The organism is Gordonia sp. (in: high G+C Gram-positive bacteria), from assembly GCF_047606305.1.
Classification (GTDB): Bacteria; Actinomycetota; Actinomycetes; order Mycobacteriales; family Mycobacteriaceae; genus Gordonia.
In genome coordinates, this window is sequence record NZ_JASGER010000029.1 from 1 (window position 1) to 16,485 (window position 16,485).

Sequence of the window (16,485 nt, forward strand, 5' to 3'; positions counted from 1 at the left end):
ATCGGCGCTCGCGCGCTGCGCCAGCGCCGCCGCCTTGGCAGATGCGAGCTCGTCGATCTTCGCCGCGGCCTGCCGCCGGGCCTGTGCCTCGCCACTGCACTGCCCGTGGCGCAGCCGCGCGGCCTCGGCCTCCGACTCCGCCTTCGCCACGCGATCGCGCAGCGAGTAGACCCCGGCGCGGACGCGCTCGGCCTCCTCGACCTCGACCGTCAACTGCTCGCGGGCCGAATCGATCTGCTTGCGCCGCTCGGTCAACCGCTCCACCGCCCGCGCGTCCTCGTCGACGGCGGTCAGCGCCGCATCGAGCTCGGACAGCGCGGTGCGAGCGGTCTTCTCCCGCTGCTGGGCGGCGGCCAGCTCCCCGGTCGGCCGGCCGCGACCGACGGTGAAGTACCGCGTGTACTCGGCCTCGACGGCCGCCAGCAGATCGGCATCCTCGCCGTCGTCGCTGGATTCGCCGTGGTCGGCGACGGCCCGGTCGAGCGCCCGCGTCACCGAGGTGGCGTCGGACATCGCCACCGGCGTGCCGACGGCGTCCTGCACGACGCGCGAGGCCTGGAAGAGCGCCAGGTCCACCGACTGCTCGAGGATCGCCAACACCCGGTCGTGAGCGGCCTTGCCGGTCAGCTGCTGCGGTGTGGGCTCGTGCACGACCAGGGTCGTCGACTGCCCCTTGTTGAAGGTCTTCGAATAGGTGAACCGCCAGGGACCGCAGCTGATCTCGGCGCTCACCTGCGTGCCGACGTCGCGACCGGCCGGCTGGACCGCCTGGGCCCGACGACTCTTCGACGCAGAGGGGACGTCGAGCAACAGGTCGATCGCCTCGACCATCGACGACTTGCCCGCCTCGTTGCGACCGGACACCAGGGTGACGCCTCGGTCGGCGAACTCGCAGTCCCGTTCGTCGATGCCGCGGAAGTCGCGCAGCATCAGGCGGTGCAGCTTCATCGCGCACCCCCGGCGGCGAGTCGGCCGAGGAGCCCGAGCGCGTCGCGGGCGGCGCGCGCCGCGTCGCCGTCTTCCCCGTTGGCCTGCTCGACCAGGTGACGCGCAGCCTCGGCGGCGTAACCCCGCAGGCCAAGGTCGTCGACGTCGTGCGGGTCGGCGACCACGCGAAGGTGCTCGCGCGAGTCCCAGCGCAGAACCGCGGCGAACCGGTCCGCGGCGGTATCCAGCAGTTCCTCCAGCGCGGAGTGCTCGGCGACGGTGAGCGTCCCGACGAGACCCAGCCGCACCACCGTGGTGGCCTTGTCCGGCAGCTCGTCCAACCGGGCCCCCAACGCCGCAACGTCGTCGGCGCCGGTCAGGTCGGCGGTCAGCGACCGGAAGCGCCACCGCCCGACCGGGTGCGGGGTCACCGACACCGTGCGCCCGGCCCCACGGGTCAGGCCGACCACGAGGACCTCGCCCGAGCCGGTCTCCACGTTGTCGAAGTCGGTGACCTCGTGGGCGCCCGAGTACCAGATCCTTCCACTGTCGCCCAGATCGGTGACCGAGTGCCGATCGCCGAGTGCGACGAAATCGACGGATTCGTCGTCGATCGCCCGCTCGAGTGGCGACACGGCGACGATCGACGGGTCGGACCCGGGCGAGAGGGCGTCGGTGCCTCCGTGCCCGACCACGATCCGGATGCGGTCGCCGCGCGGCAGCCGCCCGACCTGGTCGCCGACCAGATCACTCGTCGGGGCCTTGTCCGACCACGGGGCGACCACCAGGTCCACGCCGTCGGCGACCTCCCGGACGCCCGGCTGCGCCAGTACGACCACGTTGGCCGGACACCGCGAGGTGAACGTCTTCGAGCGGTAGACGCTCGCGGCGTTGTAGGGGTCGTGGTTGCCGGGCAGCAGGTACACCGGCATCCCGAATCCGGCCATGCGGTCGAGGGCCTGGCTCACGATGCGCGCCGACACGCGGTGATCCTCGAAGACGTCGCCGCAGACCACGACGAACTCGGCACCGGCCTCGCGGGCGATCACGCCGATGCGCTCGAGCGCGGCCAGCCGGTCGGCGGTGAATTGCGCCTGGGCCTCCGGGCCGAGAAAGTGGCGCGTCATGCCCAGCTGCCAGTCCGCGGTGTGCAGGAAGGTGACGGCACGCTCCGGCGCGCGCCGGGGCACGCCCAGCGCGTCGTCGTCGAACAGCGATGCGGTCACGGGGATGATCGTAGGAGCGGGCCCGGACAAAACGCGGGAGGCGGGCCGGGCATCGCCCGAACCCGCCTCCCGTCGTGGGGGTATCCCTGTTGTCAGGCGGCCGCGTCGGCGTCGGCGCCCGCGGGGGCCGGCGTCGCCTTCATCGGCACCAGCAGCAACAGAACCGCTGCGGCGGCGAACGCCACCCCGGCCGCGAGGAAGATCGAGTGGCCCATGGCCACCGAGAATCCCTCGTGCATCTGCTGGGGCAGATGTGCCCCGCCGCCGCCGGTCGCGTGCTCCTGCGCCTTCTTCATGTCGAAGCCGGGGAACTCGTGGCGCAGCAGCGCCTGCATCAGCGCTCCGATGCCCGCGCTGCCCAGCACCGACCCGACGGTGCGGGTGGTGTTGTACACGCCGGCACCGGCACCGGCCTGGTGCCACGGCAGGTTGCGGGTGGCGGTGGCGCCCAGCGGGGCCCAGATGCCGGCACCCGCGATGCCCATGAGGATCGTCGGGAGCAGCAGCTGCCACACCGGGGTCTCCGGACGGTTGATGACGGCCATCCAGCACAGCGCCACGGCGTTGAGGAACATGGCGGTCGCGATGATCGTGCGCGGGTGGATCCGGTCGGCCAGGCGACCGATGATCGGCGCCAGGATGCCGCTGACCAACGCCATGGGCACCATCATGAGCGCGGACCGGATCGGGGTCATCCCGCCGACGAGCTGCAGGAAGAACATGACCGGGATCATGATGCCGGTGATGGCGAAGCCCTGCGCGAAGATGCCGACGTTGGACACCCAGTAGTTGCGGTCGGAGAACAGCGACAGCGGCACGAGCGGCTCACGGCGCATCTGCGCCTCCCACAGCACGAACAGCACCAGGTACAGGACGCCGACGGCGATCATGCCCCAGATCCAGCCGGTCCAATCGTTCTTCTCGCCGTCCTGGATGCCGAAGACGAGTGCGGTCAGGCCGATGCCGGAGAGCACGACGCCGATCCAGTCGAACTTGTGGTCGTGGGTCTCCACGCGCGGCACGAAGACCTGGGCGAGGATCAGGCCGATGATGCCGACCGGCAGGTTGATCAGGAAGATCCACTCCCAGCCGAAGTTCTCGGTGAGCACGCCGCCGAGCAGGGGGCCGACCATCGTCGCGACACCCGCGACGATGCCCCAGACGCCCATCGCCGCGCCGCGCTTGTGCGGCGGGAAGATGCGCGTGACGATGGCCATCGTCTGCGGGGTGATCAGGGCCGCACCGACGCCCTGGACCGCGCGGGCCGCGATCAGCATGCCGATCGACGACGAGAGTGCGCACCAGACGCTGGCGGCGGTGAAGACGACCAGGCCGACCTGGAAGACGAGCTTGGGCCCGAACTTGTCGCCGAGGCGCCCGGCCACGAGCAGCGGGACCGCGTAGGTGAGCAGGTAGGCGCTGGTGACCCAGACGATGGAGTTCAGGTCGGCGTGCAGGGCCTCCTGGATCGCCGGCTGGGCGACGGCGACGATCGTCATGTCGACGAGGATCATGAAGAAGCCGACGCACATGGCCAGCATCGCCAGCCATGGGTTCTTGTCCTGCCCCTCGGTGCCCGGTCCGGCGACCGGTCCCCGAGTGGGGTTGTCAGTGGTGGTCATGGATTCATTCCGTCCAATCGGTTGCAGGTGGGATCGCCGAGCACTTCGTCGAGCCAGGCGATGTCGTGATGGTCCATTCGGTGGAGCAGATCGTCGAGCCACGCGACCTGGGCGGTCAGTGTGGCCACGCGCATCCCGCCGTCGAGGCGGAAGACTTCCGGCACGCCCTTCTGCGACGACTCGGCGATGAGGGCGTTGACCCGGTCGAGCTCGTCGGCCATCGCCTCCCGGCGACGGCGCAGCAGTCGCGCGGCGTCCTCGCGGGACAGTTCGTGCGCCTGGGCGAGGGCCAGGTACAGCTGCGGGTATTCGGTCGGCGGTGTCGCGACGAGCTCCTCGAGTGCGGTGCGGTGCGCCGCCCGGCCGGCATCGGTGAGCTCGTACACGGTCCGCTCGGGGCGGTTGCCCTCGCGTTCCACGTCGTGCACACAGACCAGTCCCCGCTCGGACAGTCGCGCGACGACGTTGTAGATCGACGTCGTGCGCAGCTTGACCAGTCGGTCGTAATGCCGCTTGGCCGCCAATTGGGCCATCTCGTACGGATGCATCGGCCGCTCGAAGAGCAGGCTCAGGACCAGGAGGTCCAGCGGCTTCTGGCCGCATGTGCCGGTCTCCACCACGTCACCTCCCCGTCGATATGTCCGAATTGATCTACTCCGAATATTCCGAGTGGAATATAGGCCGGGTCCGCCGGGGCTGTCAACGCCGAGGGCGGCTAACCTGGACTGTGCGCGTCGTCACAGCGGCCGTCGGGAATCCCGGCGCCCCCGCCGTGCGTTGGGGCAGTGTTACGGACTTTTCACCACGACGGACGGATCGGAGGGGCACCGATGGCCGACGACCAGTCGACGCAGGGCACCTACGTGGAGCCCGGCAAGGAGTTCGTCCGCGACACCCGCTACATCGACACGAGGATCACCGCCGACGGGGCCGACGGTTACCCCGTGCAAGCCGGCCGCTACCGCCTGGTCGCCGCGCGGGCCTGTCCGTGGGCGAATCGGACGCTCATCGTGCGGCGCCTGCTCGGTCTGGAGGACGCGATCTCCCTCGGCCTGTGCGGTCCGACCCACGACGCCGACTCGTGGACCTTCGACCTCGATCCCGGCGGCGTCGACCCCGTCCTGGGGATCGGGCGACTCAAAGACGCCTACGAGAAGCGCTTCCCCGGCTATCCCAAGGGGATCACCGTCCCGGCAATCGTCGACGAGCGCGACGGCGCCGTCGTCACCAACGACTACGCCCAGATGACCCTCGACTTCTCCACCGAGTGGACCGAGCTGCACCGCGCGGGCGCGCCGGACCTCTACCCGCAGGCGCTGCGCGCGGAGATCGACGAGGTCAACGCCACGGTGTTCACCGATGTCAACAACGGCGTCTACCGGTGCGGCTTCGCCGGCAGCCAGGAGGCGTACGACAAAGCCTTCGACCGGTTGTTCACCAGGCTCGACCAGCTCGACGACCGACTGACCCGTCAGCGCTACCTGGTCGGCGACACGATCACCGAGGCCGATGTGCGGCTGTTCACCACGCTGGTCCGGTTCGACGCGGTCTACCACGGCCACTTCAAGACCAATCGAAACCTGCTGGCGCAGATGCCGGCGCTGTGGGCCTACGCGCGCGACCTGTTCAGCACCCCCGGCTTCGGCGACACCGTCGACTTCACCCAGATCAAGCAGCACTACTACCTCGTGCACCGCGACATCAATCCGACGGGCATCGTGCCCGCCGGTCCCGACCTGCGGGGTTGGCGCACCGCCCACCACCGCGAACAGCTCGGCGGGCGACCGTTCGGCGACGGCACCCCGCCGCCACCGCCACGACCCGACGAGACCGTCCCGAAAGAGAATGGGGTACCCACCGATGGCTAACGACAACCAGGCCGACGGCACCTTCGAGCACCCGCAACCGCCCGCACAGGCGGTCAACGCGGCCGACAAGATGTTGCGCAAGGCCCAGCGCCTGCAGGCACCAGCGGTGGCGAAGTACGTCAACCGGATCCGGGCCGCCCACCCCGACGAATCGCCCGAGCAGATCATCGCGCGGCTGGAGAAGCAGTACCTGCTGGCGGTGACCGGCTCCGGGGGTGCGGTCGGCGCGACCGCCGCGGTCCCCGGCGTGGGCACGGTCACCGCACTCGGCGCCGTCGCCGGCGAGACCGTCTTCTTCTTGGAGATGTCGGCGCTGCTCGCGCTCGCGATCGCCGAGGTCTACGGCATCGATCCCGCCGACCAGCCGCGCCGCGAGTCGCTCGTGCTCACCGTGGCCCTCGGCGAGGAGGGCGTCTCGGCGCTGGGCAAGCTCGTCGGCGGCGGGCGGAACACCGCACTCAAGCGACTGGCGGGCACCGCGATCCCCGGAGCCAACGTGTCGGCCTTCAACCAGAAGATGCTCAACAAGGTGATGCGACGCTTCACCATCAAGCGGGCACCGATGATCATGGGCAAACTCCTGCCGGCCGGTATCGGCGCGGGAATCGGGGCGGTCGGCAACCGGGCACTCGGGAAGAAGATCATCGACAACGCCCACGCGGCATTCGGCCCGCCGCCGCGGCGCTGGCCGAGCGAGTTGGTGATCGACGGGGACGTCGTCGCCGACGCCGCGCTGCCCGCTCCCGAGCGGCGGTTGAACACGCCCCGATAACTCCCCCGTACCGGTGCGGAGACTGACCTCACGCGCCCGCGTCGGCACGCGTAGCATCCCTAGTGGAGGACGTGATCCGCACACCACAGTGAGCGGGTCCGTCCCTCGATGCAGCACGTGGACAAGTTTGAGGCGCGGCCCCACACCCATCGGGGACGCACACCGACAGGGAATCGAGGCGAAGTACCGCTGTGAACACCCCCGCATCTGATTACGGGCAGAACACCTGGCTGGTCGAGGAGATGTACCAGCAGTATCTGAAGGACCCGGATTCGGTGGACCCGAGCTGGCGCGACGTGCTCAAGGACTACAAGCCGTCCACGAACGGTGCGGGATCAGGGAAGAAGAAGGCGGCTCCCGCCGTGAGCGCCCCGGAGGCGCCCGCGGCCGCCCAGCCCGCCAACGCGGTGACCCTCGACGCCGAGCCGGCCAAGCCCGAACCCGCCCACGCGCCGCCGACGGAGGCGCCCGCCACCAAGGCGGCGTCCGGCGTGGGCGTGACCAACCGCGACGGCTCCGGCGGCACTCCGCCGGTGACCGAGCCCGAGCCCGAGGCCGAACCCACCGAGACCTCCAAGGTCCTGCGCGGCGCATCGGCCGCGGTGGCGCGCAACATGTCGGCGTCGCTGACCGTGCCGACCGCGACCAGCGTGCGCGCGGTGCCGGTCAAGGCGATGATCGACAACCGCATCGTGGTCAACAACCACCTCGCCCGCACCCGCGGCGGCAAGGTGTCCTTCACCCACCTGCTCGGCTACGCGATCGTGCAGGCGGTCAAGGCGTTCCCCAACATGAACAGCCACTTCGCCGAGGTCGACGGCAAGCCCAACGTCGTCTCCCCCGCGCACACCAACCTCGGTCTGGCGATCGACCTCCCCGGCAAGGACGGCAGCCGCTCGCTGGTCGTCGCCGCGATCAAGGAGTGCGAGTCGAAGAACTTCGCCGAGTTCTGGGCGGCCTACGAGGAGATCATCCGCAAGGCCCGCGAGGGCGGGTTGACCGCCGAGGACTTCTCCGGCGTGACCATCTCGCTGACCAACCCGGGCACCATCGGCACCGTCCACTCGGTCCCGCGTCTGATGCCGGGCCAGGGCGCGATCATCGGCGCCGGTGCCATGGAGTACCCGGCCGAGTTCCAGGGCGCCTCCGACGAGCAGATCGCCGAGCTCGGCGTCGGCAAGCTGATGACGCTGACGTCGACCTACGACCATCGCATCATCCAGGGCGCCGAATCCGGCGACTTCCTGCGCCGCGTCCACCAGCTGTTGCTCGACGACGGGTTCTGGGACGAGATCTTCACCGCGCTGCACATCCCCTACGAGCCGATCCGCTGGCGCCAGGACATCCCGCCGGGGCTCGTCGACAAGTCGACCCGCGTCCTGGAGCTGATCGCCGCCTACCGCAGCCGCGGCCACCTGATGGCCGACATCGACCCGTTGATGATGGACTCCGACGCCCGGCGCGCCCACCCGGACCTGCAGATCGAGTCCTACGGGCTGACCCTGTGGGATCTGGACCGCACCTTCCGCGTCGGCGGCTTCCACGGCAAGGAGCGCATGAAGCTGCGCGACGTCCTGTCGGTGCTGCGCGACGCCTACTGCCGCCACGTCGGCGTCGAGTACACGCACATCCTCGAGCCCGAGCAGCAGCGCTGGCTGCAGGAGCGGGTGGAGATCAAGCACGTCAAGCCGCCGGTCGCCGAGCAGAAGTACATCGTCAGCAAGCTGAACGCCGCCGAGGCCTTCGAGACCTTCCTGGCGACCAAGTACGTCGGCCAGAAGCGCTTCTCCCTCGAAGGCGCCGAGTCGGTGATCCCGATGATGGACGCCGTCATCGACCAGAGCGCCGAGCACGACCTGCACGAGGTCGTCATCGGCATGCCGCACCGCGGCCGCCTCAACGTGCTGGCGAACATCGTCGGCAAGCCCTACTCGAAGATCTTCACCGAGTTCGAGGGCAACCAGGACCCGTCGCAGTCGCACGGTTCCGGCGACGTCAAGTACCACCTCGGCGCCGAGGGCAAGTACTACCAGATGTTCGGCGACAACGAGATCACCGTCTCGCTGACCGCCAACCCGAGCCACCTCGAGGCGGTCGACCCCGTGCTCGAGGGCCTGGTCCGCGCCAAGCAGGACATGCTCGGCGACAGCGCCGGCGACTTCCCGGTGCTGCCGCTGATGCTGCACGGCGATGCCGCGTTCGCCGGCCAGGGCGTGGTCGCCGAGACGCTGAACCTCGCCATGCTGCCCGGCTACCGCGTCGGCGGCACCGTGCACATCGTGGTCAACAACCAGGTCGGCTTCACCACGGCGCCGGAGTACTCCCGCTCCACCGAGTACTGCACCGACGTCGCGAAGATGATCGGCGCGCCGATCTTCCACGTCAACGGCGACGACCCGGAGGCCTGTGTCTGGGCGGCCAAGCTCGCCGTCGACTACCGCGAGGCCTTCCAGAAGGACGTCGTCATCGACCTCGTCTGCTACCGCCGACGCGGCCACAACGAGGGCGACGACCCGTCGATGACGCAGCCGGCGATGTACGACGTGATCGACACGATGCGCGGCGTCCGCAAGTCCTACACCGAGGCCCTCATCGGCCGTGGCGACATCTCGACCAAGGAGGCCGAGGACGCCCTGCGCGACTACCAGGGCCAACTCGAGCGCGTCTTCAACGAGGTCAAGGAGCTCGAGCGGTACACCCCCGAGCCCAGCCCGTCGGTGGAGGCCGAGCAGTCGCTGCCGTCCAAGCTGGTCACCGCGGTGCCGGCCGACACGCTGGCGCGGATCGGCGACTCGTTCATGACACTCCCCGACGGCTTCACCCCGCACCCCCGCGTACTCCCGGTGCTCAAGCGGCGCCAGCAGGGTTCGCGAGAGGGCGGGATCGACTGGGCGTTCGCCGAGCTGCTGGCCTTCGGGTCGCTGGTCCTCGAGGGGCGCACCGTCCGCCTGTCCGGCCAGGACTCGCGCCGCGGCACCTTCACCCAGCGCCACTCGGTGCTGATCGACCGCCACAACGGCTCGGAGTACACGCCCCTCAACCACATCCCCGGCGAGGACGAGGAGCACGCGGGCCGTTTCATGGTCTACGACTCCCCGCTGTCGGAGTACGCGGTGGTCGGCTTCGAGTACGGCTACTCGGTCGGCGACCCCGACGCACTCGTGCTGTGGGAGGGCCAGTTCGGCGACTTCGTCAACGGTGCTCAGTCCATCGTGGACGAGTTCATCAGCTCCGGCGAGGCCAAGTGGGGCCAGACCTCCGGCGTCGTGATGCTGCTGCCGCACGGCCACGAGGGCCAGGGCCCCGACCACACCTCCGGCCGCATCGAGCGGTTCCTGCAGCTGTGCGCCGAGGGCTCGATGACGGTCGCGATGCCGTCGACGCCGGCCAGCTACTTCCACCTGTTGCGCCGCCACGCACTCGACGGGATCGAGCGGCCGCTGGTCGTGTTCACGCCCAAGTCGATGCTGCGAAACAAGGCCGCGGTGAGCCCGGTATCGGAGTTCACCGACTCGAAGTTCCTGTCGGTGCTCGACGACCCGGCCTTCGCCGACGACGCCGCCGACCGGTCCAAGGTGCGACGCGTGCTGCTCGTCAGCGGCAAGCTCTACTACGAGCTCGCCGCGCGCCGCGAGAAGGACGGTCGCGATGACATCGCGATCGTGCGCATGGAGCAGCTGTACCCGGTGCCCTACCGCCGCATGCGGATGACGCTGGAGCGCTACCCGAATGCCGACGACTTCGTGTGGGTCCAGGAGGAGCCGGCCAACCAGGGTCCGTGGCCCTTCCTCGGCCTGTGGCTGCCCGACATGCTCCCCGACATCCTCACCGGGATGCGCCGCATCTCGCGCCGGGCGATGTCGGCGCCGTCCTCGGGCTCGAGCAAGGTGCACGCCGTCGAGCAGCAGGAGATCATCGACACCGCGTTCGGCCCGAAGGTCGACTCGCCGGTGACCTCCTAGACCCGACGCGCCGCGCCGTCGGGGTCGACGACGCCGCCGATCGCGACCAGCGAGTTCACCACCAGGTCGAGCAGTTCGTCCCGCGTCGGTTCGGAGCGGTCCAACCAGCTCAGGGCGATCTCCTCGACGAAGGAGATCCAGCCGCGCACGGCCAGCTCGACCGTCGGTGTGCGGACCATGCCGTAGGCGTCGGTGCGGTCGAGGATCCGATCGGCCAGGACCGTTCGCGTCTCCTCGACGATCCGCCGCATCTCGTCGTCACCGGCCGCTGCTCCGCGCAGGAACGCGGTGTAGGCGTGCCGGTGCTCGCTGACGAAGTCGAGGAACGCACCCATCCCCGACCGCAACACGTCGATTGGCTCGCCGAGCGAATCGTCCGGCGCCGTGACCGTCAACAGTTCGGCGGCCTGTGCCTGCGCGAGCGCCAGGTGGAAATCCTGCTTCGACGAGAAGTAGTGGAAGACCAGCGCCCGCGACACCCCGGCGGCCTGCGCCACCGACTCGATCGACAGGTTGTCCAGGGACACACGCTTGATCAGGTCCCGACCGAGCGCGATGAACTGTTCGCGCCGGGCCGCGGGAGTCATCCGGGTGCGCTTCTTGCCGCTTCCCTTCGTCGCCGGTGCCACGCCGCCACGGTAGCACTATTGACTCACCGTCCAACAGCTATTGACCGTCCGTCAATAAATGACGTAGCGTGACGTCGGCACACGCATCCCGGCACACGGACCCACTTGTCAACGCATAATCGAAGCAGCCCAGAACAAGGAATCGAGAGAACCATGAAGGACTTCCGCAACAAGGTCGTCGTCGTCACCGGCGCAGGCTCGGGCATGGGCCGCGAACTCGCCGTCAAGCTCGGCCAGCGCGGCGCGAAGGTCGCCATCAGCGACATGAACCCGGACGGCCTCGCCGAGACCGAGCGCCTGGTCAAGGCCACCGGCGCCGAGGTGCACTCCCAGCTGCTCAACGTCGCCGAGCGCGAGGCCTTCCTCGAGTACGCCGAGACCATCGTCAACCACTTCGGCGGCGTCAACGCGATCTTCAACAACGCCGGTATCGCCCACCACGGCGAGATCGAGCACATGGAGTTCAAGGACATCGACCGCGTCATGGACGTCGACTTCTGGGGCGTCGTCAACGGCACGAAGGCCTTCCTGCCGCACATCATCGCCTCCGGCGACGGTCACATCGTCAACACGTCGTCGCTGTTCGGCCTGCTGTCCGAGCCCGGTCAAGCGGCCTACAACTCGGCCAAGTTCGCGGTGCGCGGCTTCACCGAGGCCCTCAACCAGGAGATGATCGTGGCCAAGCACCCGGTCAAGGTCACCTGCGTGCACCCGGGCGGCGTGAAGACCGCGATAGCCAAGAACGCGACCTTCTCCACCGACGACGCGAGCAACTCGAAACTCACCGAGGCCTTCGACAAGTACCTGCTGCGGATGGACGCGAGCAAGGCCGCCGACATCATCCTGCGCGGCGTGGAGAAGAACCACGCCCGCGTGCTCGTCGGCAACGACGCCAAGGCCCTCGACCTCTGGGTGCGCCTCGTGGCCTCCGGCTACCAGGGCATCGCCGCGCGCGTCACCGGGAGCATGATGAAGCGCTTCGGCTAGCCCGACGACCGACTACGCCAAGCCGTGCTGGCCGAGCCACTCGCTCACCAGCGCGGCTTGGTCTTTTCCGCCCTGCCACCGTCGGGTCAGGTCGGCCAGGTCCGCGTCGCTGAGTTCGCCCACGACCTTGTTGAGCGCCTTGACGTCCTGCTTGCCGAAACGGGCGCTGCGATACACCGGGACGAGCTGCGCCCCCGACATCGGGTCACCGACCGCGACGCCGGCCGGCAACGACCGGCTCAGCAGCGTGTAGTCGGCGTCGCCAAACTCCGTCGGCCCCGGCTTCGGGACGTCGGCGGGCTGCCCGCCGGACCGGCCTCCCGGCACGACGACGCCCAGCAACAGCGGCACCGTCGACGGGAAGAGGTCCAGGTCGTCGGCACTCATCGCATCGAGCTGTGCGTGTTCACCGGCGATCCGAATGGGCTCTTCCACCGCGATCCCCTGCGCACGCAGCGCCCCCCGGTACAGGAACGCCGTCATCTGCATCTGCGGGTCGGCCGACGCGCCGATCCGCACCGGGTCCGGGCCGCCGCCGCACCCGGCCAGCACCGCACACAGCAATCCGATCAGGGCTACCCATCTCGCCATGCCCACACGGTAGCAATGTCCTAGTATCTGCAGACGTGCCCGCTGACCCCGTCGTCGACTGTGCCGTCTACGTGGACGGGGTCCGCGACCCCCACGAATTCACCTACGCCGAGGCGCTCGACCGGGTCCGCGAGACCGGCGAGGGGTGGGTCTGGCTGGGTCTGCACGCCCCCGACAACGCCCAGATGACGGCCGTCGCCGACGTCTACGGCCTGCATCCCCTGGCCGTGGAGGACGCCGTCGTCGCACACCAGCGACCCAAGTTGGAGCTGTACGGCCACACCATGTTCATGGTGATGCGGACCGTCGCCTACGTCGACCACGACTCCATCGCGTCCACCGCCGACGTGGTCTCCACCGGCGAGATCATGATGTTCGGCGGGCAGGACTTCGTCATCACCGTGCGACACGGCGATCAGACCGAGCTCGCCTCCATCCGGCACACCCTCGAGCAGCGCCCGAAGATCCTCGCCCTGGGGCCCGCGGTCGTGCTGCACGCCGTCGTCGACCACGTCGTCGACACCTACCTGGCGGTGACCGACGAGATCGACACCGACATCGCCGAACTCGAACAAGACGTGTTCGGGACCGGCGACGTCCACATCGACCCGGTGTACCTGCTCAAGCGGGAGGTCATCGAGTTCCGCCGGGCGGCGACCCCGCTCGCGATCCCGCTCCACCGGCTCGCCGAACCCAACCCGTGGCTGCCCGATGAAGTGCGCAACTACCTGCGCGACGTGAACGACCACCTCACGACGGTCAACGAGCGCATCACCGACTACGACCACCTGCTGTCGTCGATGCTCGACGCCGCCGCGGCCAAGATCGGGATCCAGCAGAACACCGACATGCGCAAGATCACCGCGTGGGCCGCCATCCTGGCGGCGCCGACGATGATCGCCGGCGTCTACGGCATGAACTTCAAGAACATGCCGGAGTTGGAGTGGCACTACGGCTACTTCCTCGCACTCGGACTGATGGCGACGGTCTGTGGGCTGCTCTGGCGCAACTTCCGCAAGCACGGATGGTTGTGACCATGCACAAGCTCTTCTCCTACGGGACCCTGCAGTTGCCGCAGGTGCAGCGCGAGACCTTCGGCCGGGAGCTGGCCGGAGCGCCGGACGCCGTCGTGGGCTATCGCAGCGAGATGCTGACCATCACCGATCCGATGGTCATCGAGCGCAGCGGCAGCGATCGTCACCCGATTCTCGTCCCCGGCACACCGGAGGACACCGTCGAGGGGACGACGTTCCTGGTCGACGACGAGCAGCTGGCCGCCGCGGATCACTACGAGGTCGACGACTACACCCGCGTCGAGGTCCCGCTCCGCTCGGGCGGCCACGGCTGGGTGTACGTTCTCGCCACCTGACACCGGCCTTTCCCCGCCCTGCTAGCCGAGGGTCGCGGCCACCCGCCGTGGATCTGACCGGTCGATGCCGGCCTCCGCCCACGCCTCGCGCAGCGCCGAGGCGCCCTTCAGGCGCACCCACGCCGCCTCGTTGGCGGTCACCGGCACCGCCCGCAGAAAGCGCACCGCCTCGGCCGGCTCGGGCAGCGGCACCGGCGCCAGATCGTCGGCCTCCAACAGCACCGCGGTGAACGGGGCGCCATCCCAGAGCGGGGCACCCAGATCGACGAGCGCGTCCTCCCCCAGGACGAGGCCCTCGACCATCGGCGCCGCCGCCAACGTTGCCAGCGAGCGGTGCAGATTCCGCAGCTGCACCGCCGCGTCGGCGTGCACCCGGATGACGAGCTCGACGCGCGGACCGCGCACCGGATCGGGGTTCGGGTCGGCGGGGTCGGCCATCGGATGGCGGGACGAACCGGCGGTGACGAAGATCAGCTCCCCCGCCGCCGTATCGACGAATCGGAGCACATCGATCGGCTCGGCCCCCAGGAACGTGACCGACGCGCGTTGCGGCGTCAGGGACAGTTGCCCGGCGACGTGCTCGGCGATCAGCTCCGTCGACCAGCCGGCCGTCATCGGGACAGGTTGACGCCGGACTTGGCGTCGAAGACGAGCACGTCGGATGCGTCGAAGACGAGCGTCGCCCTGGTCCCCCGTCGGATCTGCGACTCGGGCGACAACCGTGCGATCAGCTCGTGGCCGGGCACCGCGAGGTGCGCGAAATTGTCCGAGCCGAGCGACTCCAACACGTCGACGTCGCCGACGATCTCCTGTCCCCCGCCGCCCTGTGCGGCGTCGCGCAGGTGCTCGGGGCGGATGCCCACGACGACCGTGCCGTCGCTGTGCGCACGGACGGCATTGGTCTCCACGTGTCGGGCGTTGTCGATGCGCACCGTGCCGACGTCGGTCTGCACCCCCTCGGCCGTCAACCGGCCGGCGATCAGGTTCATGGCGGGCGAGCCGATGAATCCGGCGACGAACAGGTTGGCCGGCGACCGGTAGAGCTCACCGGGTGCTCCGACCTGCTGCACGAAGCCGTCGCGCATCACGACGACCCGGTCGCCGAGGGTCATCGCCTCGGTCTGGTCGTGGGTCACGTAGACGGTGGTGGTGCGCAGCCGCGCCTGCAATCGCGCGATCTCCACGCGCATCGCCCCGCGCAGCTTGGCGTCGAGGTTCGACAGCGGCTCGTCCATCAAGAACGCCTTGGGCGAACGCACGATCGCACGGCCCATCGCCACGCGCTGGCGCTGTCCACCGGAGAGCTGCGCCGGCTTGCGGTCGAGGTAGTCGTCGAGCCCCAGGATCGCCGACACCTCGGAGACCTTCGCGGCGATCTCCGCCTTGCCCGGCTTCGGGCGGGCCAGGGTGAGCGGGAACTCGATGTTCTGCCGGACGGTCATGTGCGGGTAGAGCGCATAGTTCTGGAAGACCATGGCGATGTCCCGCTCGCGCGGCGGCATCTCGTTCACGCGCCGCCCGTCGATGCGCAACTCGCCGGAGGTGATGTCCTCCAGGCCCGCGATCATGTTCAGCGTCGTCGACTTGCCGCAGCCGGACGGTCCCACCAGGATGAGGAACTCCCCGTCGGCGATGGTCAGGTCCAGCTCGGCGACCGCGACCGACCCGTCCGGGTAACTCTTGCTGATGCCGTCGGCGACGATTTCTGCCATGGGGCTACCCCTTCACCGCGCCGGAGGTCAACCCGGCGACGATTCGACGTTGGAAGATGAGGACGAAAACGATGATCGGGATGGTGATCACCACGGCGGCGGCCGCGATCTGCCCGGTCGGCTCGGTGAACTCCGAGACGCCCGTGAAGTTGGTGATCGCCACCGGCGCGGTGATCGCCCTGTCGCTCGAGGTCAGCGACAGCGCGAGCAACAGCTCGTTCCAGGAGAAGATGAACACCAGGATGGCCGCGGTCACCACGCCGGGCGCGGCCAGCGGGACGATGACCCGCCGGAACGCCTGGGCGCTCGTGGCGCCGTCGAGCTTGGCGGCCTTCTCCAGGTCCCAGGGGATCTCCCGGAAGAACGCGGACAGCGTGTACACCGCCAGCGGCAGCGCGAACGTGATGTACGGCAGGATCAGGCCGGGCCACGTGTCGAACAGGCCGAGTCGCCGCTCGATGTTGAACAACGGTGTCACCAGTGAGATCTGCGGGAACATCGCGATCAGCAGCGTCGCGCCGACGAGGAGTTTCTTGCCGCGGAAGTCCAGCCGGGCGATGGCGTAGGCCGCCATGGTGCCGATGACCACGGCGATGACCGTCGTGATGAGACCGACGCCGATCGAGTTGACCAGCGCACTGGTGAAGCCCCGGTAGGCGAAGGCGTCGCGGTAGTTGGCCAGCGTCGGGTCGACCGGGATCAGCTTGCCGTCCGTCGGGTTCGACTTGAAGGACAGGCTCAGGATCCACAGCATCGGGATCATCGCGTACAGCACGACCAGCAGGTTGATCGCCGACCAGCCGAGTTTGCGCTTGTCCAT

General features: G+C 69.1%; 15 protein-coding genes. 6 read left to right on the forward strand and 9 right to left on the reverse strand.

The window, feature by feature from the left end:
• The 4 genes from QM634_RS04640 to QM634_RS04655 form a co-directional block, all read right to left on the reverse strand.
• Window positions 1-948 (reverse strand): AAA family ATPase (locus QM634_RS04640; protein ID WP_415041604.1); only part of this gene is annotated, 948 nt, incomplete at its 3' end.
• Window positions 945-2,117: a metallophosphoesterase family protein gene (locus QM634_RS04645; protein WP_415041632.1), complete on the reverse strand. Its 1,173-nt coding sequence runs from the start codon at window positions 2,115-2,117 to the stop codon at window positions 945-947. The genes QM634_RS04640 and QM634_RS04645, both read right to left, overlap by 4 nt.
• Before the next feature lie 128 nt (window positions 2,118-2,245).
• On the reverse strand, window positions 2,246-3,775 hold the full coding sequence (locus QM634_RS04650; RefSeq protein ID WP_415041605.1) for an MFS transporter: 1,530 nt from the start codon (window positions 3,773-3,775) through the stop codon (window positions 2,246-2,248).
• Window positions 3,772-4,392, reverse strand: a complete 621-nt coding sequence (locus QM634_RS04655; RefSeq protein WP_415041606.1) for a PadR family transcriptional regulator — start codon at window positions 4,390-4,392, stop codon at window positions 3,772-3,774. Before QM634_RS04655 ends, QM634_RS04650 begins: the two co-directional genes overlap by 4 nt.
• Before the next feature lie 213 nt (window positions 4,393-4,605).
• Between QM634_RS04655 and QM634_RS04660 the strand changes: the two genes are divergently transcribed.
• The 3 genes from QM634_RS04660 to QM634_RS04670 all read left to right on the forward strand — a co-directional run bounded on the left by QM634_RS04660 (window position 4,606) and on the right by QM634_RS04670 (window position 10,377).
• Window positions 4,606-5,643, forward strand: a complete 1,038-nt coding sequence (locus QM634_RS04660) for a glutathione S-transferase family protein (protein WP_415041607.1) — start codon at window positions 4,606-4,608, stop codon at window positions 5,641-5,643.
• A complete protein-coding gene (locus QM634_RS04665; RefSeq protein WP_415041608.1) occupies window positions 5,636-6,415 on the forward strand; it encodes a hypothetical protein in 780 nt (259 codons plus the stop codon). Before QM634_RS04660 ends, QM634_RS04665 begins: the two co-directional genes overlap by 8 nt.
• A gap of 242 nt (window positions 6,416-6,657) precedes the next feature.
• The gene (locus tag QM634_RS04670; protein WP_415041633.1) at window positions 6,658-10,377 is read left to right on the forward strand and encodes a multifunctional oxoglutarate decarboxylase/oxoglutarate dehydrogenase thiamine pyrophosphate-binding subunit/dihydrolipoyllysine-residue succinyltransferase subunit; all 3,720 of its coding nucleotides are present in this window, start codon (window positions 6,658-6,660) and stop codon (window positions 10,375-10,377) included.
• Here QM634_RS04670 and QM634_RS04675 read toward each other — a convergent pair.
• Window positions 10,374-11,006 carry a TetR/AcrR family transcriptional regulator gene (locus QM634_RS04675; protein WP_415041609.1) on the reverse strand — a complete coding sequence of 211 codons (633 nt, stop codon included), beginning with the start codon at window positions 11,004-11,006 and terminating at the stop codon, window positions 10,374-10,376. The two genes, QM634_RS04670 and QM634_RS04675, sit on opposite strands and share 4 nt — an antisense overlap.
• A gap of 153 nt (window positions 11,007-11,159) precedes the next feature.
• On the opposite strand from QM634_RS04675, the gene QM634_RS04680 reads away from it, so the two are divergent.
• On the forward strand, window positions 11,160-11,993 hold the full coding sequence (locus QM634_RS04680) for an SDR family NAD(P)-dependent oxidoreductase (protein WP_415041610.1): 834 nt from the start codon (window positions 11,160-11,162) through the stop codon (window positions 11,991-11,993).
• Between the two features lie 12 nt (window positions 11,994-12,005).
• Here QM634_RS04680 and QM634_RS04685 read toward each other — a convergent pair whose 3' ends face one another.
• Window positions 12,006-12,584 carry a hypothetical protein gene (locus tag QM634_RS04685; RefSeq protein WP_415041611.1) on the reverse strand — a complete coding sequence of 193 codons (579 nt, stop codon included), beginning with the start codon at window positions 12,582-12,584 and terminating at the stop codon, window positions 12,006-12,008.
• A 35-nt stretch (window positions 12,585-12,619) separates the two neighbouring features.
• Here QM634_RS04685 and QM634_RS04690 point away from each other — a divergent pair, with 35 nt between their 5' ends.
• Window positions 12,620-13,618, forward strand: a complete 999-nt coding sequence (locus QM634_RS04690) for a magnesium and cobalt transport protein CorA (RefSeq protein WP_415041612.1) — start codon at window positions 12,620-12,622, stop codon at window positions 13,616-13,618.
• Between the two features lie 2 nt (window positions 13,619-13,620).
• Window positions 13,621-13,953, forward strand: a complete 333-nt coding sequence (locus QM634_RS04695) for a gamma-glutamylcyclotransferase family protein (protein ID WP_415041613.1) — start codon at window positions 13,621-13,623, stop codon at window positions 13,951-13,953.
• Window positions 13,954-13,974: 21 nt separating this feature from the next.
• On the opposite strand, the gene QM634_RS04700 is transcribed toward QM634_RS04695, so the two are convergent.
• The 3 genes from QM634_RS04700 to QM634_RS04710 are packed head-to-tail and all read right to left on the reverse strand — an operon-like array spanning window position 13,975 to window position 16,485.
• Window positions 13,975-14,568 (reverse strand): suppressor of fused domain protein, encoded by a 594-nt coding sequence (locus QM634_RS04700; RefSeq protein WP_415041614.1) that lies wholly within the window; start codon window positions 14,566-14,568, stop codon window positions 13,975-13,977.
• On the reverse strand, window positions 14,565-15,665 hold the full coding sequence (locus QM634_RS04705; RefSeq protein WP_415041615.1) for an ABC transporter ATP-binding protein: 1,101 nt from the start codon (window positions 15,663-15,665) through the stop codon (window positions 14,565-14,567). Before QM634_RS04705 ends, QM634_RS04700 begins: the two co-directional genes overlap by 4 nt.
• Before the next feature lie 4 nt (window positions 15,666-15,669).
• Entirely contained in the window at window positions 15,670-16,485 is an 816-nt protein-coding gene (locus tag QM634_RS04710; protein ID WP_415041616.1) for a carbohydrate ABC transporter permease, read from the reverse strand.

Excerpts from the sequence above, each read along its gene's own strand:
- QM634_RS04650 (WP_415041605.1), bottom strand. The coding sequence starts at position 3,775 with ATGACCACCACTGACAACCCCACTCGGGGACCGGTCGCCGGACCGGGC.
- QM634_RS04660 (WP_415041607.1), top strand. The coding sequence starts at position 4,606 with ATGGCCGACGACCAGTCGACGCAGGGCACCTACGTGGAGCCCGGCAAG.
- QM634_RS04665 (WP_415041608.1), top strand. The coding sequence starts at position 5,636 with ATGGCTAACGACAACCAGGCCGACGGCACCTTCGAGCACCCGCAACCG.
- QM634_RS04670 (WP_415041633.1), top strand. The coding sequence starts at position 6,658 with ATGTACCAGCAGTATCTGAAGGACCCGGATTCGGTGGACCCGAGCTGG.
- QM634_RS04680 (WP_415041610.1), top strand. The coding sequence starts at position 11,160 with ATGAAGGACTTCCGCAACAAGGTCGTCGTCGTCACCGGCGCAGGCTCG.
- QM634_RS04685 (WP_415041611.1), bottom strand. The coding sequence starts at position 12,584 with ATGGCGAGATGGGTAGCCCTGATCGGATTGCTGTGTGCGGTGCTGGCC.
- QM634_RS04695 (WP_415041613.1), top strand. The coding sequence starts at position 13,621 with ATGCACAAGCTCTTCTCCTACGGGACCCTGCAGTTGCCGCAGGTGCAG.
- QM634_RS04700 (WP_415041614.1), bottom strand. The coding sequence starts at position 14,568 with ATGACGGCCGGCTGGTCGACGGAGCTGATCGCCGAGCACGTCGCCGGG.
- QM634_RS04705 (WP_415041615.1), bottom strand. The coding sequence starts at position 15,665 with ATGGCAGAAATCGTCGCCGACGGCATCAGCAAGAGTTACCCGGACGGG.
- QM634_RS04710 (WP_415041616.1), bottom strand. The coding sequence starts at position 16,485 with ATGGACAAGCGCAAACTCGGCTGGTCGGCGATCAACCTGCTGGTCGTG.